Below are 15,553 nucleotides of genomic sequence, written 5' to 3' on the forward strand. Positions count from 1 at the left end.
CGCCCCCCCGGGGCCCCCCCGGGGCGCGCGGCCCCCCCCCCCCCCCGCCCCCACCCCCCCCGGGGGGCGGGGGCCCCCCCCCCCCCCCGCCCCTCGGGTCGTCGTTCAGTCCTGCGGCGTGAAGTACGAGACCAGTTCGGCCACGCCCGGCTCGACGTTCTTCCAGGAGCCGGAGAAGCTGAGCACCGCGATCGCGGCGGTCGGGAAGCCGCCGAGCCGCAGCCGCTCCAGCGCGTCCCGGTCGCCCTCGTCGCCGGCCAGCACCTGGGTGAGGCCGAGCACCCCGGGGTTGTGGCCGACCAGGACCAGGTCGGCGTACTCCTCCGGGGTCTCCTGGAGGACGGTGATGATCTCGCCCGGGCTGGCCTCGTAGACCCGGCTCTCGTAGACGGTCCTGCGCGAGCGCTTCGGCAACTCGTGCGCGGCGAGCTTCCACGTCTCCCGGGTGCGCAGGGCGTCGGAGCAGAGCACGTAGTCGGGGTTGATCCCGGAGTCGGCGAGCCAGCGTCCGGCCTCCGGGGCCTGGTGGCGGCCCCGGTCGGCCAGCGGCCGCTCGTGGTCGTCGACGCCGTTCGGCCAGTCGGCCTTGGCATGGCGGAGAACGATGATCCTGCGGGGCGTGTCGGCGCTCATACCCAGCAAGCTTGGCAGAAAAGCCGGCCGGGAGCGCGATGCCGCCCGATGCCGCCACCCGGCGGGGCGGGCGGTGCCATCATGCGGGGTTCAGCGGGACACCGCCCGCCGTCAGCCCAGGTTCTGGGCGACGGTCGCGACGATGACCAGCAGGACGACGATGCCGACGATCACCGCGGCGATCTGGCCGAGCTTCTTGTGGCCGTCGGTGGGATTGGGTTCGAGAACGGGCATGCCCGGATTCTCCCACCCCGGACACGCCCGTCCATCACCGCCCCCGTCAGGCCGCGGCCGGAACCCGCTTCGGAACGGCCTCGTCCTCGATGTGCCGGGCCCGGGCCGCCCGCAGGCCGAACAGCATCTGCGGCACCAGCAGCAGCGCCAGGAAGCCCAGCGGCAGGTACCACTCGCCGGTCGCCTGGTAGAGGCGGCCGATCAGGATCGGGCCGGGGATCGAGATCAGGTAGCCAACGCCCTGGGCGAAGGCCGACAGCTGGGCCACCCCGCCGGCCGTCCGGGCGCGCAGGCCGATCATGGTCAGCACCAGCGGGAAGGCGCAGTTGGACAGGCCCACCAGGACCGCCCAGAACCACGGCGCCCCGGCCGGGGCCAGCGCCAGGCCGAGGTAGCCGACGATGCCGAAGGAGGCCAGGACCACCACGAACAGCCGCTGGTCGCCGCGGCGCGCGGCGAGGTTCGGCAGCACGTAGGAGACCGGCACGCCGATCACCATGGTCAGCGCCAGCAGCACGCCGGAGACGCCCTCGGAGACGCCGGCGTCCTGGAAGATCTTCGGCAGCCAGCCCATCACCACGTACGCGCCGGTGGCCTGGCAGCCGAAGAAGCAGGCCAGCGCCCAGGCGGTGCGGCTGCGGGTGATCGGCAGCTTCACGCCGGCGGCCGAGCCGGCCGACGCTCCGCCGGGCTCCTGGCGCCGGGTGAGCAGCGCCGGGATCCAGAGCAGCAGGGCGAGGGCGCCGAGCGCGGCCCACACCCCGAGGCCGACCCGCCAGTCCCCGCCGAGCGCGGTGGTCAGCGGGACGGCGACGGCCGCGGCCAGCGCGGTGCCGGCCGACAGCGCCATCGAGTAGAGGCCGATCATCGGCCCGACCTTCTCCGGGAAGTACCGCTTGATCACGACCGGGATCAACACGTTGGCGACCGCCACACCGGCCAGCGCGAGCGCGGTCAGCAGCAGGAAGACGGCCGTGTTGCCGGCGAAGGAGCGGGCCAGCACGCCCGCGGTGATCGCGCCCATGCCGGCGGTGACCACGGCGACGGGGCCGAGCCGGCGGGCCAGGCCGGGCGCGGCGAAGCCGAACAGGGCGAAGCAGAGCGAGGGGACGGCGGTGAGCAGGCCGGCCACCGTCGGGCTCATCCCGAGGTCGGCGCGGACCTGGTCGAGCAGCGGCCCGAGGCTGGTGACCACGGGTCGGAGGTTGAACGCGGCGGCGGCGATCGCGAGGGCGAACAGCCAGCCGAGGGAGCGGCGGTCGGTGGGGGCGGGCCGCCCGGCCTGCGGCCGGGCCCCGGCCCGGGGGGACGCGGCGGCGGGATCTGCGGTGTCTGCTGCGGACGACATGCGGGCCATCATAGAATGATGGGATGAATTAGCGCATCCTCGAATTGGCATGATGGCCCGACCCACCCGACCCAAGGAGTCCCCCGTGGCGCTGTCCTCGCCGAGGCGCACCCCGCTGTCCGACCAGGTGATCGCCCAGCTGCGCGGCCAGATCACCTCCGGCGAGTGGCCGGTCGGCTCGCGCATCCCGACCGAGGCCGCCCTCGTCGAACAGCTCGGTGTGGCCAGGAACACGGTGCGCGAGGCCGTCCGCGCGCTCGCCCACAACGGACTGCTGGACATCCGCCAGGGCTCCGGCACCTACGTCCTGGCCACCAGCGAGCTCGCCGGGGTGATGCACCGCCGCTTCGCCGACGTCGACCGCGCCCAGGTCGCCGAGCTGCGGGTCACCCTGGAGACCTCCGCCGCCGGGCTCGCCGCCACCCGCCGCACCGACCGCGACCTCGCCCTGATCGACGCCGCCCTGGCCCGCCGCGAGGACGCCTGGAGAGCCGGCGACGCCGAGGACTTCGTCCAGGCCGACGCCGCCTTCCACCAGGCGGTCGTCGCCGCCGCGCACAACGACGTCCTCGCCGCCGTCTACGCCGACCTCGGCGAGGTCACCCGGGCCCACCTGCGCCACGACGTCGGCCCCGAGCTCATCGCCGAGCGCTACCTCGGCCACGGCGAGATCGTCGACGCCATCCGTGCCCGCGACCCCCAGCGCGCCTCCCACGAGGCCGGACGCGCCATCGGCGCCTGCGCGGACGCCGAGGCCTGACCCCCCGGGGCCGGCTCCCGCCCACGTCCCCGCCGCGATCCCCGTCCCGCCCTCCGAAGGCGCCCCTCACGCCTTGCCGGGGGCGGGATTTGGCGTGCTAACGTCCCGTGAAAATTCGCGGACGGCCGGGCTCCGGCCAGGTGTGCACACAACGGGGAGAACTGATGGCGGATCCGGACCTGAAGCTGGGCCAAGGACCGGCCGGGGGGCCGACGAAGGTGTCGACGGCAGCCATCGACAAAGCCGCCACCTCACTCGACGGCATCGCCAACGACAGCACCGCGGCCGGGAAGACGGCCGACGAGTCGACCGAGGCGGCGGCCTCGAAGCTGAGCGGCTGGGACACCGCGACCGCGCTGCGCGGCGCGCTCAAGGAGTGGCACGAGCAGGTGTCGCAGCTCAACGGCCGGATCAACCAGGAGGCCGGGATGATGCGGCAGACCCACTCCAACTACCTGAGCGTCGAGCACGGCATCGCCACCTCGTTCACCGGAAAGGCGTGAGCGCATGAGCCTGCTCGGATTCGAGGACGTCCTGAAGGCCGACCCGTCCGCGATGGCCAAGGCCGCCGCCGACTGGACGGAGATGGCCCGCAAGTACCAGCTGATCCAGCACCGACTGGAGAACGAGGTGCTCTCCGTCACCGGCGACCAGGGCCTGTGGCTGGGCTCCACCGCGTTCGCCGCCAACATGCACGTGACCTTCACCCGGCAGCAGAGCATCGACGCGCAGACCGAGGCGAAGGCCGTCGCCTCCATCATCACCGATGCGAAGAACGACTTCACGGAGGCGCAGAAGAAGCTGAAGCAGGCCGTCGCCGACGCCCGGGCCGACGGCATGAAGGTGACCGGCACCGGCGCCGTGATGTTCGACGCCAGCACACTCGACCCGGCCACCCGCAGCGCCTACCACCACGAGCCGGACTACCAGCGCGAGCGCAACGACGCCGCCCGCGCGTGGGCACAGAAGATCAAGATCTGTGTGGAGGAGGCGACCGCCGCAGACCAGCGGGCCACCCTCCAGCTGCGCCGCGCCGCCAAGGTCGGCGACCTGATGAACGAGTTCAACGGCCAGGCCGTCGGCGGAGGTGACGAGGCCGACGGCCGGCGCGCCGCCGACCTCGCCTCCCGGCTCAAGGACGGCAAGAAGCTCAGCCCCGAGGAACTGGCCGAGCTCAACAACCTGATGAAGGCCAACTCCGGCAGCCCCGTCTACGGCCAGACCCTGCTCAACGCGCTCGGCCCCGAGGGCACCCTGCTGCTCGCCGACGAGTTGCAGGTCCGGACCAACGACCGGGACGGCAAGAACAAGGGCGAGTACGGCGAGCTGCAGACCAACCTCGCCAACACCATCGGCGGCGCCACCCGGGACACCAACAGCAAGTTCTACCAGGACTTCCGCAAGGGCCTGCAGGAAGCCGGCGTCAAGAACATCAACGAGCGCCACTTCGGCGGCCGGACCGAGCCGATCTACGGCTACCAGACGCTGACCACCCTGCTCCAGCACGGCAACGCCGGGTACGGCTCGCAGTTCCTGAACGACCTCGGCACCGACATCCTCAAGGCCGAGCGCGACGACAGGAACCGCTGGTCCTCGCACCAGTTCAACGGCCCGCGCCCGGACCTGGTGTACGACCCCGTGGACGGCGTGCTCAAGCTGATGGGCCAGAACCCGGAGGCCGCCACCCAGTTCCTCGACCCCAAGGGGCCGGGGGCCGAGGACCGCCTCGCGTACCTGCTGCGCGACCGCGAGTGGCCCACCTCGTACGTCAACACCCTGTACGGGCCGCCGATGGTCGACAAGACCACCCACCAGGCCGGCCTCGCCGCCGCCATCGAGGCCGCCGCCACCGGCGACGTCCCGGGCGAGGGCAGCCACCACGGCGGCCCGCACACCCCGGCGCAGGCACGGGTGATGCAGGGCGTCGTCGACGCGCTGGACGCGGACGGCAAGGGCGCGGAGGACGTGCACGACGACCTGAAGATGCCGCTCGCCAACGCGCTGTCGGACTACGTCGACGACACGCACCAGATTCTCAGCCAGCACCACACCAACGCCGACCACAACGGCGTGTGGGAGGAGAACGGCGAAGGCCACCTCGGCGGGACCGCCGATCACCTCATCCGGGTCATGCGCGGCGTCTCCGACGAACCGGAGGCCTACGCCACGCTCTACAACGCCGAACGGGCCAAGGCCGCCGAGGCCCTGGCCGCCATCCCGGGCAATCACCAGTACGGCCCCGACCGGGCGCACAGCATCGGAGCGGCTCTGGGGGCCTACGACGCGATCCGGTCGGACGTCATCCTGGACGAGAAGGACGACCGGATGGAGTGGGCCGAGAAGACCGGGGAGTTCGCCTCATCGGTGAACGGCGTCGTGACCGGGTTCATCCCGGAGGTCGGGGACGTCGCCGGCGCCTTCGTCGACGCCGGCATCAGCGGCTGGGTGGACGACGTCAAGAAGGAAGCGCAGGACGCGGGCAACACCAAGAACTCCGACAAGCACTTCGCCGCGCTGACCCAGAGCCAGGTGATGGCCGGTGAATGGGGCCGGCGGAACCACCTGAGCGTGGACGCGACCGAGGCGGTCTCCCAGGGGCTGGGATCCGGCCACGACGACGGCCTCACGAACGCGTTGATCGCCCTCGGACGGAACGGCCAGCAATGAGGTTCTCGCGACGTACCTGGGCGATCGCCGTCGGCGCCGTCGTCCTCGTCCTCGGAGTGGGCGGCTATGTCTCCTGGCAGTACCCCAACCTGCTCCTCCCGGACCGGCTCTGCGACGGCGCCGTCTCCGCCGCGGACGCCGAACGAGTCCTCGGCGACGGCAAGATCGTGGTCGCCGACAGCGACGTGTCGACCGACCGCGACGACCCGGACGCCTACTGCGCGATCAGCCTCAAGCGCGGCGGCAAGTACGTCGCCGAGATCCACCTGCGCACCAGGAAGGCCGAGCTGTTCGAGCTCTCGCTACGGGCCGATCCGGCGATGTCCCAGCCGGACCGGGGGCCGGTCGGGGCATTCGGCAACGCCCGCGGCTGGCTGCTGATGGCGCCGGGCTGCCGGCTGGCCGACCTGGACACGCACCACTATCCGAAGCGGGACGCCGACGCGGTCACCGTGGACGTGGTCCGCGACAAGGAGCCCGACCCCTACCGTTTCGTGCGCGCGGACACGAGCGCGTCGCCCGAGTCGCGGCAGGGGATGGCCCGGCTGGCCGCCGACTTCGCGGCGGCGGTCGCCCGCCGCTCCGGCTGCGGGTCGGCGGAGGTCCCCGACGTCCACCTGACCACCGGCGAACAGATCGGGCAACCCGTCGTCGGCGGGCAGCTCTGCGGGGTTCCGGGGGCCACCGCCACGAAGGAGCTCCCACCCGGGACGCGTCAGGACATCAGCAGTCCCACGGCACCGGTCCAGAGCTGCTGGATCCACAACGGCACCCGGCAGGAGCTGCTCTACGAGTTCACCGCCACCCTCGACACCCGCTACCCGGACTTCGCCCTCCACATCGACGACAAGCCGCTGGGGGCGCCGCCGGGCGGCTGGCGGGGCGCCGGTGACGGCAGCACCGTGGTCGCGCCCTGCGGAAGCGGCAGTCTCACCCTGCACGCCTTCGGGTTCGCGATCACCGGTTCGCCCCCGCCCGTCGAGGCCCCGGCCTTCCGTACCTGGGCCAACGCGATGGCCGCCAAGTACGGCTGCGAGCCGGTCGCGCCCACGTAGGTCGAAACGCCGCTGCCCGGAACCCCTCCTCCTCGGGAGGGGTGCCGGGCAGCGGCGTTCGCGGGAGGCGTCAGGCGCCGATGGCGTGCAGGCCGCCGTCGACGTGGACGATCTCGCCGGTGGTCTTCGGGAACCAGTCCGACAGCAGGGCGACGATGCCGCGGCCGGCCGGCTCCGGGTCGTTCAGGTCCCACTTCATCGGCGAGCGGGTGTCCCAGGTGGCGGCCAGGTCGCCGAAGCCCGGGATGGACTTGGCGGCCATCGAGCCGAGCGGGCCGGCCGAGACCAGGTTGCAGCGGATGTCCCGCTCGCCCAGGTAGCGCGCCAGGTAGCGGTTGGTGGACTCCAGGGCGGCCTTCGCCGGGCCCATCCAGTCGTACTGCGGCCAGGCGAACTGCGCGTCGAAGGTGAGGCCGACGACCGCGCCGCCGTCCCGCATCAGCGGCAGCAGCGCCATGGTCAGCGACTTCAGCGAGAACGCCGAGACGTTCATGGCGGTGGCCACGGACTCCCACGGCGTGTTCAGGAAGTTGCCGCCCAGGGCGTCCTGCGGGGCGAAGCCGATCGAGTGGACGATGCCGTCCAGGCTCGGCAGGTGCTCGCGCACCTGGTCGGCGATGTTCGCCAGGTGCTCCTCGTTGGAGACGTCCAGCTCCAGGACCTTGACCGGGTGCGGCAGCTTCTTGGCGACGCGCTCGGTCAGGCTCGGCCGCGGGAAGGCGGTCAGGATGACCTCGGCGCCCTGCTCCTGGGCCAGCTTGGCGGCGTGGAAGGCGATGGAGGACTCCAACAGCACACCGGTGATCAGGATGCGCTTGCCCTCGAGGATTCCGCTCATGTCAGTGACCCATGCCCAATCCGCCGTCGACGGGAATGACGGCTCCGGTGATGTACGCGGCCTCGTCCGAACCGAGGAACCGCACGGTGGAAGCGACCTCGGCGGGCGCCGCGTAACGGCCCAGCGGCACGTCGGCGACGATCTCCGCGCGGCGCTCGTCGCTGAGCACCGCGGTCATGTCGGTGTCCACGAAGCCGGGGGCGACCACGTTGACGGTGATGTTGCGCGGCCCCAGCTCGCGGGCCAGCGAACGGGCGAAGCCGACCAGGCCCGCCTTGGACGCGGCGTAGTTGGCCTGGCCCGGGGAACCGGAGAGGCCGACGACCGAGGAGATCAGCACGATGCGGCCCTTGCGGGCGCGCATCATCAGCTTGGACGCGCGCTTGACCACGCGGAAGGTGCCGGTGAGGTTGGTGTCCAGGACGGACGTGAACGCCTCCTCCGACATCCGCAGCAGCAGGGTGTCGTGGGTGATGCCGGCGTTGGCGACCAGCACCTCGACGGCGCCGTGCGCCGACTCCACCTCGGTCAGCGCGGCGTCCACCTGGGCGCTGTCGGTGATGTCGCAGCGCACCGCGAGCACGTCGTACTTGGCCAGCTGCTCGGGGACCTCACCCGACCGGCTGGTGATGGCGACCTTGTCGCCCGCCTCGGCGAAGGCCTGGGCGATCGCGAGGCCGATGCCCCGGTTGCCTCCGGTGACGAGAACCGAGCGGCTCAACGATCCACCTCTCTCCTGTGTGTGCGCACGCCGTGATGCCCGCGTACCACTCCGTGATGTCCGCGTACGTCGCAACGAGGTACGCGATGCGACGCTATCGGTCGCCGCGCCGCGGCGGCGAATCGGTCTCCCACAGCGCCGCACCGATGGAACTGTCGGTACCCGACAATCCGTGTCCGGCCGGTTTTCGCGCGATTCGCCCACCGCCGCACACCGGATTGTCGTGTCCACTGAGTGGCCCGTTCGGGAACCCGGCGGCGGGGCACGCCCGTTGTGCCCCCTGGTGCGGCACGATGCCGGGGCCGCCGCACCGGGGCCGACCACGGCCCGCAGCCGGACAGGGCCCCGGTGACGAGCGGAGGCGGAACGCGGAATGAGCGAGGCACGGGCCGGGACCACCCATCGACGCGGACGACTGGTGGCGCTGGCCGCGCTGGCGGCCGGTGCGGGAGCGGTCGCCTGGGCGCTGCGCGACCTCCCGGCGGCGTTCGGCCGCCGGCCGGACGGCGAGCGGGAGGAGCGCCTGCGCAACTCCCCCCAGTACCGCGACGGCGTCTTCCACAACGCGCCCTCCGAGCTGGCCCGGACGCCCGCACCGTCCGGCATCGACCCGGACACGGTACGCCGGGTGCTGTTCCAGCGCGACGGCCGCACGCCGGGCCGCCCGGTGCCCACCGTCCGCCCGGCCGACGGCGCGGACGCCGCCGCCGAGGGCGTGGCGGTCACCTGGTACGGGCACGCCTCGGCGCTGGTCGAGATCGAGGGCTCCCGGGTCCTGCTCGACCCGATCTGGAGCGAGCGCTGCTCCCCCGCCGCGCAGATCGGCCCGCGCCGGCTGCACCCGGTGCCGGTGGAGCTGGAGGAACTGCCGCAGGTGGACGCGGTGCTCATCTCGCACGACCACTACGACCACCTGGACATGGCGACGGTCCGGCGGCTGGTGCGCAGCCAGTCCGCGCCGTTCGCGGTGCCGCTCGGCATCGGCGCCCACCTGCGCCGCTGGGGCGTGCCCGAGCACCGGATCATCGAGCTGGACTGGGACGAGACCTGCACGCTCGGCGACCTGGCACTCACCCTGACCGCCGCCCACCACTTCTCCGGCCGGGGCCTGACCCGCAACACCACCCTGTGGGGCTCCTGGGTGGTCGCCGGGCCGAACCGCAAGGTCTACTACACCGGCGACTCCGGCTACTTCGAGGGCTACGCGCGGATCGGCGCCGAGCACGGCCCGTTCGACGCCGCGCTGGTCCAGGTCGGCGCCTACGACCCGGCCTGGGCGGACATCCACATGACGCCCGAGGACGCCGTCCTCGCCCACCGGGAGCTGAACGCCGGACTGCTGCTCCCGGTGCACTGGTGCACCTTCAACCTGGGCCTGCACCCGTGGGCCGAGCCCGTCGAGCGGCTGCTGGTGGCGGCCAAGGAGCGGGGCGTGCCGCTGGCCGTCCCGCGCCCCGGCGAGCGGGTGGACGTCGACAATCCGCCGGAGCTCGACGGCTGGTGGGAGGGCGTCTGCTAGCCGTCCGGCCGCCGCACCGGAAATGCGCTGGCCGAAACCCCTTTGACGGGCAATGATGCGGTTCGGGCCTCCCCTCGCCGTTCGGGGGCGTCCGAACCGCCGTCCGCCCGACCAGGGAGCCCGATTGCCTCCGCTGCCCCCGACCAGCACGCCCCCGTCCCGCGGCGGTGCCCCGCGCGCCGTCGACCCGCTCTTCCTCGGCTACCCGTTGCACGCGCTCGCCGACGCCGCCCTCACCCGGGCCCGCGAACTCGGCGCCGCGCACGCCGACTTCCGCCTGGAGCGGGTCCGCAGCGCCTCCTGGCGGCTGCGCGACGCCCGGCCGGCCGGCACCTCGGACAGCGTCCAGCTCGGCTTCGCCGTCCGGGTGCTGCTGGACGGCGCCTGGGGCTTCGCCGCCGGGGTCGACCTCACCCCGGACGCGGCGGCCCGGGTGGCCGCTCAGGCCGTCGCGGTGGCCCGGCTGTCCGGCGGCATCAGCCGCGCCGCGGGGTCGGCGCAGCGGGTCGATCTCGCCGGGGAGCCGGTGCACCGGGACGCCACCTGGGTCTCCGCGTACGACGTGAACCCCTTCGAGGTGCCGGACGCCGAGAAGACGGCGCTGCTCGCCGAGTGGAGCACCCGGCTGCTGGCCGCCGAGGGCGTCTCGCACGTCCAGGCGACCCTGCTGACCGTCCAGGAGAACAAGTTCTACGCGGACACCGCCGGCACCGTCACCACCCAGCAGCGGATCCGGCTGCACCCGGTGCTGGAGGCCACCTCGGTGGACGGGCGCACCGGGGCCTTCGACTCGATGCGCACCCTGGCCCCGCCGGCCGGGCGCGGCTGGGAGTATCTGACGGGGGTACGGGGGTCGTCCCCCGATGGGCAGAGCCCGACGGGGACCGGCTGGGACTGGGACGCCGAGCTCGCCGAGCTGCCCGTCCACCTGGCCGAGAAGATGAAGGCGCCGAGCGTCGAGCCGGGCCGCTACGACCTGGTGATCGACCCGTCCAACCTGTGGCTGACCATCCACGAGTCGATCGGCCACGCCACCGAGCTGGACCGCGCCCTCGGCTACGAGGCCGCCTACGCGGGCACCTCCTTCGCCACCTTCGACAAGCTCGGCTCGCTGAAGTACGGCTCCGAGCTGATGCACGTCACCGGTGACCGCACCGCCGAACACGGCCTGTCCACCATCGGCTACGACGACGAGGGGGTGGCCGCGCAGTCCTGGGACCTCGTCAAGGACGGCGTCCTGGTCGGCTACCAGCTCGACCGCGCCATGGCGAAGCTCAAGGGCTTCGAGCGCTCCAACGGCTGCGCCTTCGCCGACTCCCCCGGGCACGTCCCGGTGCAGCGGATGGCCAACGTCTCGCTCCAGCCCGTCGAGGGCGGCCCGTCCACCGAGGGCCTGTTCGCGGGCGTCGAGAACGGCCTCTACATCGTCGGCGACCGTTCGTGGTCAATCGATATGCAGAGGTACAACTTCCAGTTCACCGGGCAGCGCGCCTACGCCATCAGGAACGGCGAACTCGCGGGCCAGGTCAAGGACTTCGCCTATCAGGCGACCACCACCGACTTCTGGGGCTCGATGGCGGCCGTCGGCGGCCCGCAGACCTACGTGCTGGGCGGCGCCTTCAACTGCGGCAAGGCACAGCCCGGCCAGGTCGCCGCGGTCAGCCACGGCTGCCCCTCGGCGCTGTTCCGCGACGTCAACGTGCTCAACACCCAGCAGGAGGCGGGTCACTGATGACCGCGACGATGCAGCCCCACGAACTCGTCGAGCTGGCGCTCGGCCTCTCCCGCGCCGACGGCTGCGTGGTGATCGCCGACGAGGAGTCGACCGCCAACCTGCGCTGGGCCGGCAACGCGCTGACCACCAACGGCGTCACCCGGGGCCGGCGGCTCACCGTGATCGCCACGGTGGCCGGCGCCGAGGGCACCGCCTCCGGCGTGGTCTCCCGCGAGGCCGTCGGACCGGACGACGTGGCGGAGCTGGTCCGGTCCGCCGAGGAGGCCGCCCGCGCGGCCGGTCCGGCCGAGGACGCGCAGCCGCTGGTCACCGCCGCCGAGCAGCCGAACTCGCCGCACTTCACCCGGCCGCCCGGGGAGACCTCCATCGAGGTGTTCGAGGAGTTCGGACCGGCCCTCGGCCGGGCCTTCGCCCGCGCCGCCGGGCAGGGCGAGCTGCTGTACGGCTTCGCCCGGCACGAGGTCGTCACCAGCTACCTGGGCACCTCCACCGGCCTGCGGCTGCGCCACGACCAGCCGACCGGCATGGTCGAGCTGAACGCCAAGACCGCCGACCTGTCCGGCTCGGCCTGGGTCGGCGCCGCCACCCGGGACTTCTCGGACGTGGACGTCACCGCCCTGCACGCCGAGGCGACCAAGCGGCTGGGCTGGGGCGCGCGCCGGATCGACCTGCCGGCCGGCCGCTACGAGACGCTGCTGCCGCCGTCCGCCGTCGCCGACCTCATGGTGTACCTGACCTGGTCGTCCGGCGGCCGGGACGCCTTCGAGGGCCGGACGGTCTTCTCCCGGCCCGGAGGAGGCACCAGGATCGGCGAGAAGCTGACCGGTCTGCCGCTGACGCTGCGCTCGGACCCGCTCGAACCGGGCCTGGAGTCCGCGCCGTTCGTGCTGGCGCACGCCAGCGAGGACGAGGCGTCGGTGTTCGACAACGGCCTGCCGCTGACCGCCACCGACTGGATCCGGGACGGCGAGCTGGCCTCCCTGGTCACCAGCCGGCACTCGGCGGCGCTGGGCGGCCTGCCGCTGCGCCCGGCGGTCGACAACCTCGTCCTGGAGACGGCCGGCCAGGAGGCCGCGCCGACCCTGGACGAGATGATCGCGCGCACCGAGCGCGGTCTGCTGCTCACCTGCCTCTGGTACATCCGCGAGGTGGACCCGGCGACCCTGCTGCTGACCGGCCTGACCCGGGACGGCGTCTACCTGGTGGAGAACGGCGAGGTGGTCGGGGCGGTCAACAACTTCCGCTTCAACGAGTCGCCGGTGGAGCTGCTCGGCCGGATCACCGAGGTCGGCCGCACGGAGCGCTGCCTGCCGCGCGAGTGGAGCGACTGGTTCACCCGGACGGCGATGCCGCCGGTCCGGGTCCCGGGATTCAACATGAGTTCGGTCAGCCAGGCCTCCTGAGGCCCTGGCCGACCGGGGGGAGGATCGAGCCGATGGACGAGAAGCGCGTGGTCAGGACCAGCAAGACGCTGTCGCGCATCCTGCGGCACGACCCCGGCCGGGTCGGGGTCACCCTGGACCCGGCCGGCTGGGTCGGGGTGGACGTGCTGCTCGGCGCGCTGGCGGCCCGGGGCACCCGGCTGACCAGGGCCGAGCTGGACCACGTGGTGGCGACCAACAACAAGCGCCGCTTCGCCTACTCGCCGGACGGCCGCTCGATCCGGGCCAGCCAGGGGCACACGGTGGCGGTCGACCTCGGGCTGGCCGCCACCGAGCCCCCGCCGGTGCTGTTCCACGGCACCGCGACCCGGAGCCTGCCGGCGATCCTCCGGGAGGGCCTGCGCCCGATGGCCCGGCAGGACGTCCACCTCTCGGCGGACACCGAGACCGCGACCCGGGTGGGCGCCCGGCACGGCCGGCCGGTGGTGCTCCTGGTGGACGCGGCCGCGATGGCGGCGGCGGGGCACGAGTTCCGGGTGAGCGCCAACGGGGTCTGGCTGACGGACACGGTGCCCCCGGAGTACCTCTCCCAGGGCCATTAGGAGCATGTCCGCGGACCCGGTCTCGTCGGCGGCCGCCTCCCGGCGTACCGTGAGGAGGCCGCGCGGCGAGGCGCGCGGGTGCGTGAACGAGGGCGGTTTGGGACATGGGCAAGAGCGCCGACGGCGAGGTCTACCGGATCACGGGGGCCCGCAGCAGCCTCAGCGAGGACGTCCGAGGACGGCAGCGCCGGTACGTGGCCTCGATGCTGCTGCGGATGCTCTGCGTGCTGCTCGCGGTGGTGCTGTGGGACGTCCAGCGGTGGCTGGCGTTCGCGGCGCTGGCGGGCGGGGTGCTGCTGCCGTACTTCGCGGTGCTGCTCGCCAACGCGGGCCGGGAGCGGGCCCCGGGCCTGCCGTCCACGTTCGACGTGCCGCCGGACACGCCGCTGATGCTGGGCCCGGGCGGCACCGGTGGCCGCGGTGCGGATGTGACGCAGGGTGCTGATGGGGCCGGGCGTGTGCCCACGGATTCTTCACAGGACGTGAGCTGACCGTCCGTTTTGAGCCACTATCCACCCGTTGCCCGGCTGGAAAGCTCAAAAGAAGCTCAGATTAATCATGCAAGACCTCCCCATACCCACCCCACGCCGTGACATACTGCGTACGCGCTCCGCATCCCCCGTCGGAGCGACGGACCGACGCCGGGCGGCTCCCCCCGTGGCTGCCCGGCGTCGCCATGCCCGCAGCCCTCTCCGTCCGGGGTTCGGCTCGCCTCCGGGCCGCTCGCACGTGCTCGGGCTCGCTCGCGGTTCTCAGCAGGGCGCGTGACAGACTGGCGGTGACCACGCCCCGCCGACCGCCGAGGACGACCGACGATGCTGCTGCCCGACGCCCCCCAGCCGCAGACCCCGATCTGCTCCGCCAAGGGCTGCCGCGCGGACGCCGTCTGGGTGCTGGTCTGGAACAACCCCAAGCTGCACACCCCGGACCGCCGCAAGACCTGGCTGGCCTGCGACGAGCACCGCGAGCACCTCTCGCAGTTCCTGGGCGTGCGCGGCTTCCTCAAGGAGGTCGTCGGCTTCGCCGAGTGGACCCCCGAGGAGGACTGAGCCCCGGAGCCCGTCCCCGGCTAGCCGCCGATGGCCGACATCGGGCGGACGGGCTGGTGGAAGTCCGGGTCGTCGATGCCGGCGCCGGCCTTCTTGCCCCACATCGCGGCGCGCCACAGCTCGGCCAGCTCGGCGTCGCCGGCGCCGGAGCGCAGGGCGGTGCGCAGATCGGTCTCGCCGGTGGCGAAGAGGCAGTTGCGGACCTGGCCGTCGGCGGTGAGCCGGGTGCGGTCGCAGGCCCGGCAGAACGGGCGGGTCACCGAGGCGATCACGCCGACCCGGGCCGGGCCGCCGTCCACCAGCCAGCGTTCGGCCGGCGCCGCGCCGCGGGTGGCGGAGGGCTCGGGGGTGAGCGCGAACCGGGCGGACAGCCGCTCCAGGATCTCCTCGGCGGTGATCATCGCGGAGCGGTCCCAGCCGTGCTGGGCGTCCAGCGGCATCTGCTCGATGAACCGCAGTTCGTAGCCGCGCTCCAGGCACCAGGCGAGCAGCCCGGGCGCCTCGTGCTCGTTGACGCCGCGCATCAGCACCGCGTTGAGCTTGACCGGGGTGAGCCCGGCGGCCTCGGCCGCGGCCAGGCCGGCCAGCACGTCCGGGTGGCGGCGGCGCCGGGTGAGGGTGTGGAAGGTGTCCTCGTCGAGGGTGTCGAGCGAGACGTTGACCCGGTCCAGGCCGGCTGAGCGCAGCGCCGCCGCGGTGCGGGCGAGGCCGATGCCGTTGGTGGTGAGCGAGAGCTCCGGGCGCGGGTCGAGGGCCGCGCAGGCCTCGACGATGCCGACCAGCCCCGGGCGCAGCAGCGGCTCGCCGCCGGTGAACCGGACCTCCTGGACGCCGAGGTCGCGCACGGCGACGGTCACCAGCCGGACGATCTCCTCGTCGGTGAGCAGCTCGGGCTTGGCCAGCCACTGCAGGCCCTCCTCGGGCATGCAGTAGGTGCAGCGCAGGTTGCACCGGTCGGTGAGGGAGACCCGCAGGTCGACGGCGCGGCGGCCGAAGGTGTCGAGCAGCAC

Annotated in this window: 16 protein-coding genes; 10 read left to right on the forward strand and 6 right to left on the reverse strand. The window is 73.1% G+C overall.

Annotation, left to right across the window (positions count from 1 at the left end; translation table 11 throughout):
• Positions 1 to 105 precede the first annotated feature (105 nt).
• The 3 genes from ABT238_RS31765 to ABT238_RS31775 all read right to left on the reverse strand — a co-directional run bounded on the left by ABT238_RS31765 (position 106) and on the right by ABT238_RS31775 (position 2,224).
• A complete protein-coding gene (locus tag ABT238_RS31765; RefSeq protein ID WP_350569536.1) occupies positions 106 to 633 on the reverse strand; it encodes a SixA phosphatase family protein in 528 nt (175 codons plus the stop codon).
• Between the two features lie 111 nt (positions 634 to 744).
• A complete protein-coding gene (locus ABT238_RS31770) occupies positions 745 to 867 on the reverse strand; it encodes an SGM_5486 family transporter-associated protein (RefSeq protein ID WP_350569534.1) in 123 nt (40 codons plus the stop codon).
• Positions 868 to 913: 46 nt separating this feature from the next.
• Positions 914 to 2,224, reverse strand: coding sequence for a CynX/NimT family MFS transporter (locus ABT238_RS31775; RefSeq protein ID WP_502891480.1), 1,311 nt, complete (start codon positions 2,222 to 2,224; stop codon positions 914 to 916).
• A gap of 76 nt (positions 2,225 to 2,300) precedes the next feature.
• Here ABT238_RS31775 and ABT238_RS31780 point away from each other — a divergent pair, with 76 nt between their 5' ends.
• The 4 genes from ABT238_RS31780 (at position 2,301) to ABT238_RS31795 (ending at position 6,697) form a co-directional block, all read left to right on the forward strand.
• Positions 2,301 to 2,975: a FadR/GntR family transcriptional regulator gene (locus tag ABT238_RS31780; RefSeq protein ID WP_350569530.1), complete on the forward strand. Its 675-nt coding sequence runs from the start codon at positions 2,301 to 2,303 to the stop codon at positions 2,973 to 2,975.
• Between the two features lie 164 nt (positions 2,976 to 3,139).
• The gene (locus ABT238_RS31785; protein WP_350569528.1) at positions 3,140 to 3,478 is read left to right on the forward strand and encodes a hypothetical protein; all 339 of its coding nucleotides are present in this window, start codon (positions 3,140 to 3,142) and stop codon (positions 3,476 to 3,478) included.
• Positions 3,479 to 3,482: 4 nt separating this feature from the next.
• Positions 3,483 to 5,642 carry a DUF6571 family protein gene (locus ABT238_RS31790; protein WP_350569527.1) on the forward strand — a complete coding sequence of 720 codons (2,160 nt, stop codon included), beginning with the start codon at positions 3,483 to 3,485 and terminating at the stop codon, positions 5,640 to 5,642.
• Entirely contained in the window at positions 5,639 to 6,697 is a 1,059-nt protein-coding gene (locus ABT238_RS31795; RefSeq protein WP_350569526.1) for a hypothetical protein, read from the forward strand. The genes ABT238_RS31790 and ABT238_RS31795 overlap by 4 nt, the downstream gene beginning before the upstream one ends.
• A gap of 70 nt (positions 6,698 to 6,767) precedes the next feature.
• Here ABT238_RS31795 and fabI read toward each other — a convergent pair whose 3' ends face one another.
• Positions 6,768 to 7,535, reverse strand: a complete 768-nt coding sequence (gene fabI / locus ABT238_RS31800) for an enoyl-ACP reductase FabI (protein WP_350569525.1) — start codon at positions 7,533 to 7,535, stop codon at positions 6,768 to 6,770.
• A gap of 1 nt (position 7,536) precedes the next feature.
• Positions 7,537 to 8,256: a 3-oxoacyl-[acyl-carrier-protein] reductase gene (gene fabG / locus ABT238_RS31805; protein ID WP_350569523.1), complete on the reverse strand. Its 720-nt coding sequence runs from the start codon at positions 8,254 to 8,256 to the stop codon at positions 7,537 to 7,539.
• 373 nt (positions 8,257 to 8,629) lie between these two features.
• Between fabG and ABT238_RS31810 the strand changes: the two genes are divergently transcribed.
• From ABT238_RS31810 to ABT238_RS31835, 6 genes are all read left to right on the forward strand, one after another.
• Positions 8,630 to 9,775: an MBL fold metallo-hydrolase gene (locus tag ABT238_RS31810; protein ID WP_350569521.1), complete on the forward strand. Its 1,146-nt coding sequence runs from the start codon at positions 8,630 to 8,632 to the stop codon at positions 9,773 to 9,775.
• A 133-nt stretch (positions 9,776 to 9,908) separates the two neighbouring features.
• Positions 9,909 to 11,507 (forward strand): TldD/PmbA family protein, encoded by a 1,599-nt coding sequence (locus ABT238_RS31815; RefSeq protein ID WP_350569554.1) that lies wholly within the window; start codon positions 9,909 to 9,911, stop codon positions 11,505 to 11,507.
• A complete protein-coding gene (locus ABT238_RS31820; protein WP_350569519.1) occupies positions 11,507 to 12,913 on the forward strand; it encodes a metallopeptidase TldD-related protein in 1,407 nt (468 codons plus the stop codon). The genes ABT238_RS31815 and ABT238_RS31820 overlap by 1 nt, the downstream gene beginning before the upstream one ends.
• 32 nt (positions 12,914 to 12,945) lie before the next feature.
• Positions 12,946 to 13,494 carry an RNA 2'-phosphotransferase gene (locus ABT238_RS31825; RefSeq protein ID WP_350569517.1) on the forward strand — a complete coding sequence of 183 codons (549 nt, stop codon included), beginning with the start codon at positions 12,946 to 12,948 and terminating at the stop codon, positions 13,492 to 13,494.
• A gap of 104 nt (positions 13,495 to 13,598) precedes the next feature.
• Positions 13,599 to 13,985, forward strand: coding sequence for a DUF3099 domain-containing protein (locus ABT238_RS31830; RefSeq protein ID WP_350802234.1), 387 nt, complete (start codon positions 13,599 to 13,601; stop codon positions 13,983 to 13,985).
• 324 nt (positions 13,986 to 14,309) lie between these two features.
• Complete coding sequence (locus tag ABT238_RS31835) at positions 14,310 to 14,543, forward strand: hypothetical protein (RefSeq protein ID WP_350569513.1); 234 nt, start codon at positions 14,310 to 14,312, stop codon at positions 14,541 to 14,543.
• Positions 14,544 to 14,563: 20 nt separating this feature from the next.
• Here ABT238_RS31835 and moaA read toward each other — a convergent pair whose 3' ends face one another.
• Entirely contained in the window at positions 14,564 to 15,553 is a 990-nt protein-coding gene (gene moaA, locus ABT238_RS31840) for a GTP 3',8-cyclase MoaA (protein WP_350569511.1), read from the reverse strand.

This window comes from Kitasatospora sp. NPDC001527, from assembly GCF_040298605.1.
GTDB lineage: Bacteria > Actinomycetota > Actinomycetes > Streptomycetales > Streptomycetaceae > Kitasatospora.

Excerpts from the sequence above, each read along its gene's own strand:
- ABT238_RS31795 (WP_350569526.1), top strand. The coding sequence starts at position 5,639 with ATGAGGTTCTCGCGACGTACCTGGGCGATCGCCGTCGGCGCCGTCGTC.
- ABT238_RS31775 (WP_502891480.1), bottom strand. The coding sequence starts at position 2,224 with ATGGCCCGCATGTCGTCCGCAGCAGACACCGCAGATCCCGCCGCCGCG.
- ABT238_RS31825 (WP_350569517.1), top strand. The coding sequence starts at position 12,946 with ATGGACGAGAAGCGCGTGGTCAGGACCAGCAAGACGCTGTCGCGCATC.
- fabI (WP_350569525.1), bottom strand. The coding sequence starts at position 7,535 with ATGAGCGGAATCCTCGAGGGCAAGCGCATCCTGATCACCGGTGTGCTG.
- ABT238_RS31770 (WP_350569534.1), bottom strand. The coding sequence starts at position 867 with ATGCCCGTTCTCGAACCCAATCCCACCGACGGCCACAAGAAGCTCGGC.
- ABT238_RS31765 (WP_350569536.1), bottom strand. The coding sequence starts at position 633 with ATGAGCGCCGACACGCCCCGCAGGATCATCGTTCTCCGCCATGCCAAG.
- ABT238_RS31820 (WP_350569519.1), top strand. The coding sequence starts at position 11,507 with ATGACCGCGACGATGCAGCCCCACGAACTCGTCGAGCTGGCGCTCGGC.
- ABT238_RS31830 (WP_350802234.1), top strand. The coding sequence starts at position 13,599 with ATGGGCAAGAGCGCCGACGGCGAGGTCTACCGGATCACGGGGGCCCGC.
- ABT238_RS31835 (WP_350569513.1), top strand. The coding sequence starts at position 14,310 with ATGCTGCTGCCCGACGCCCCCCAGCCGCAGACCCCGATCTGCTCCGCC.
- ABT238_RS31790 (WP_350569527.1), top strand. The coding sequence starts at position 3,483 with ATGAGCCTGCTCGGATTCGAGGACGTCCTGAAGGCCGACCCGTCCGCG.
- ABT238_RS31785 (WP_350569528.1), top strand. The coding sequence starts at position 3,140 with ATGGCGGATCCGGACCTGAAGCTGGGCCAAGGACCGGCCGGGGGGCCG.
- ABT238_RS31810 (WP_350569521.1), top strand. The coding sequence starts at position 8,630 with ATGAGCGAGGCACGGGCCGGGACCACCCATCGACGCGGACGACTGGTG.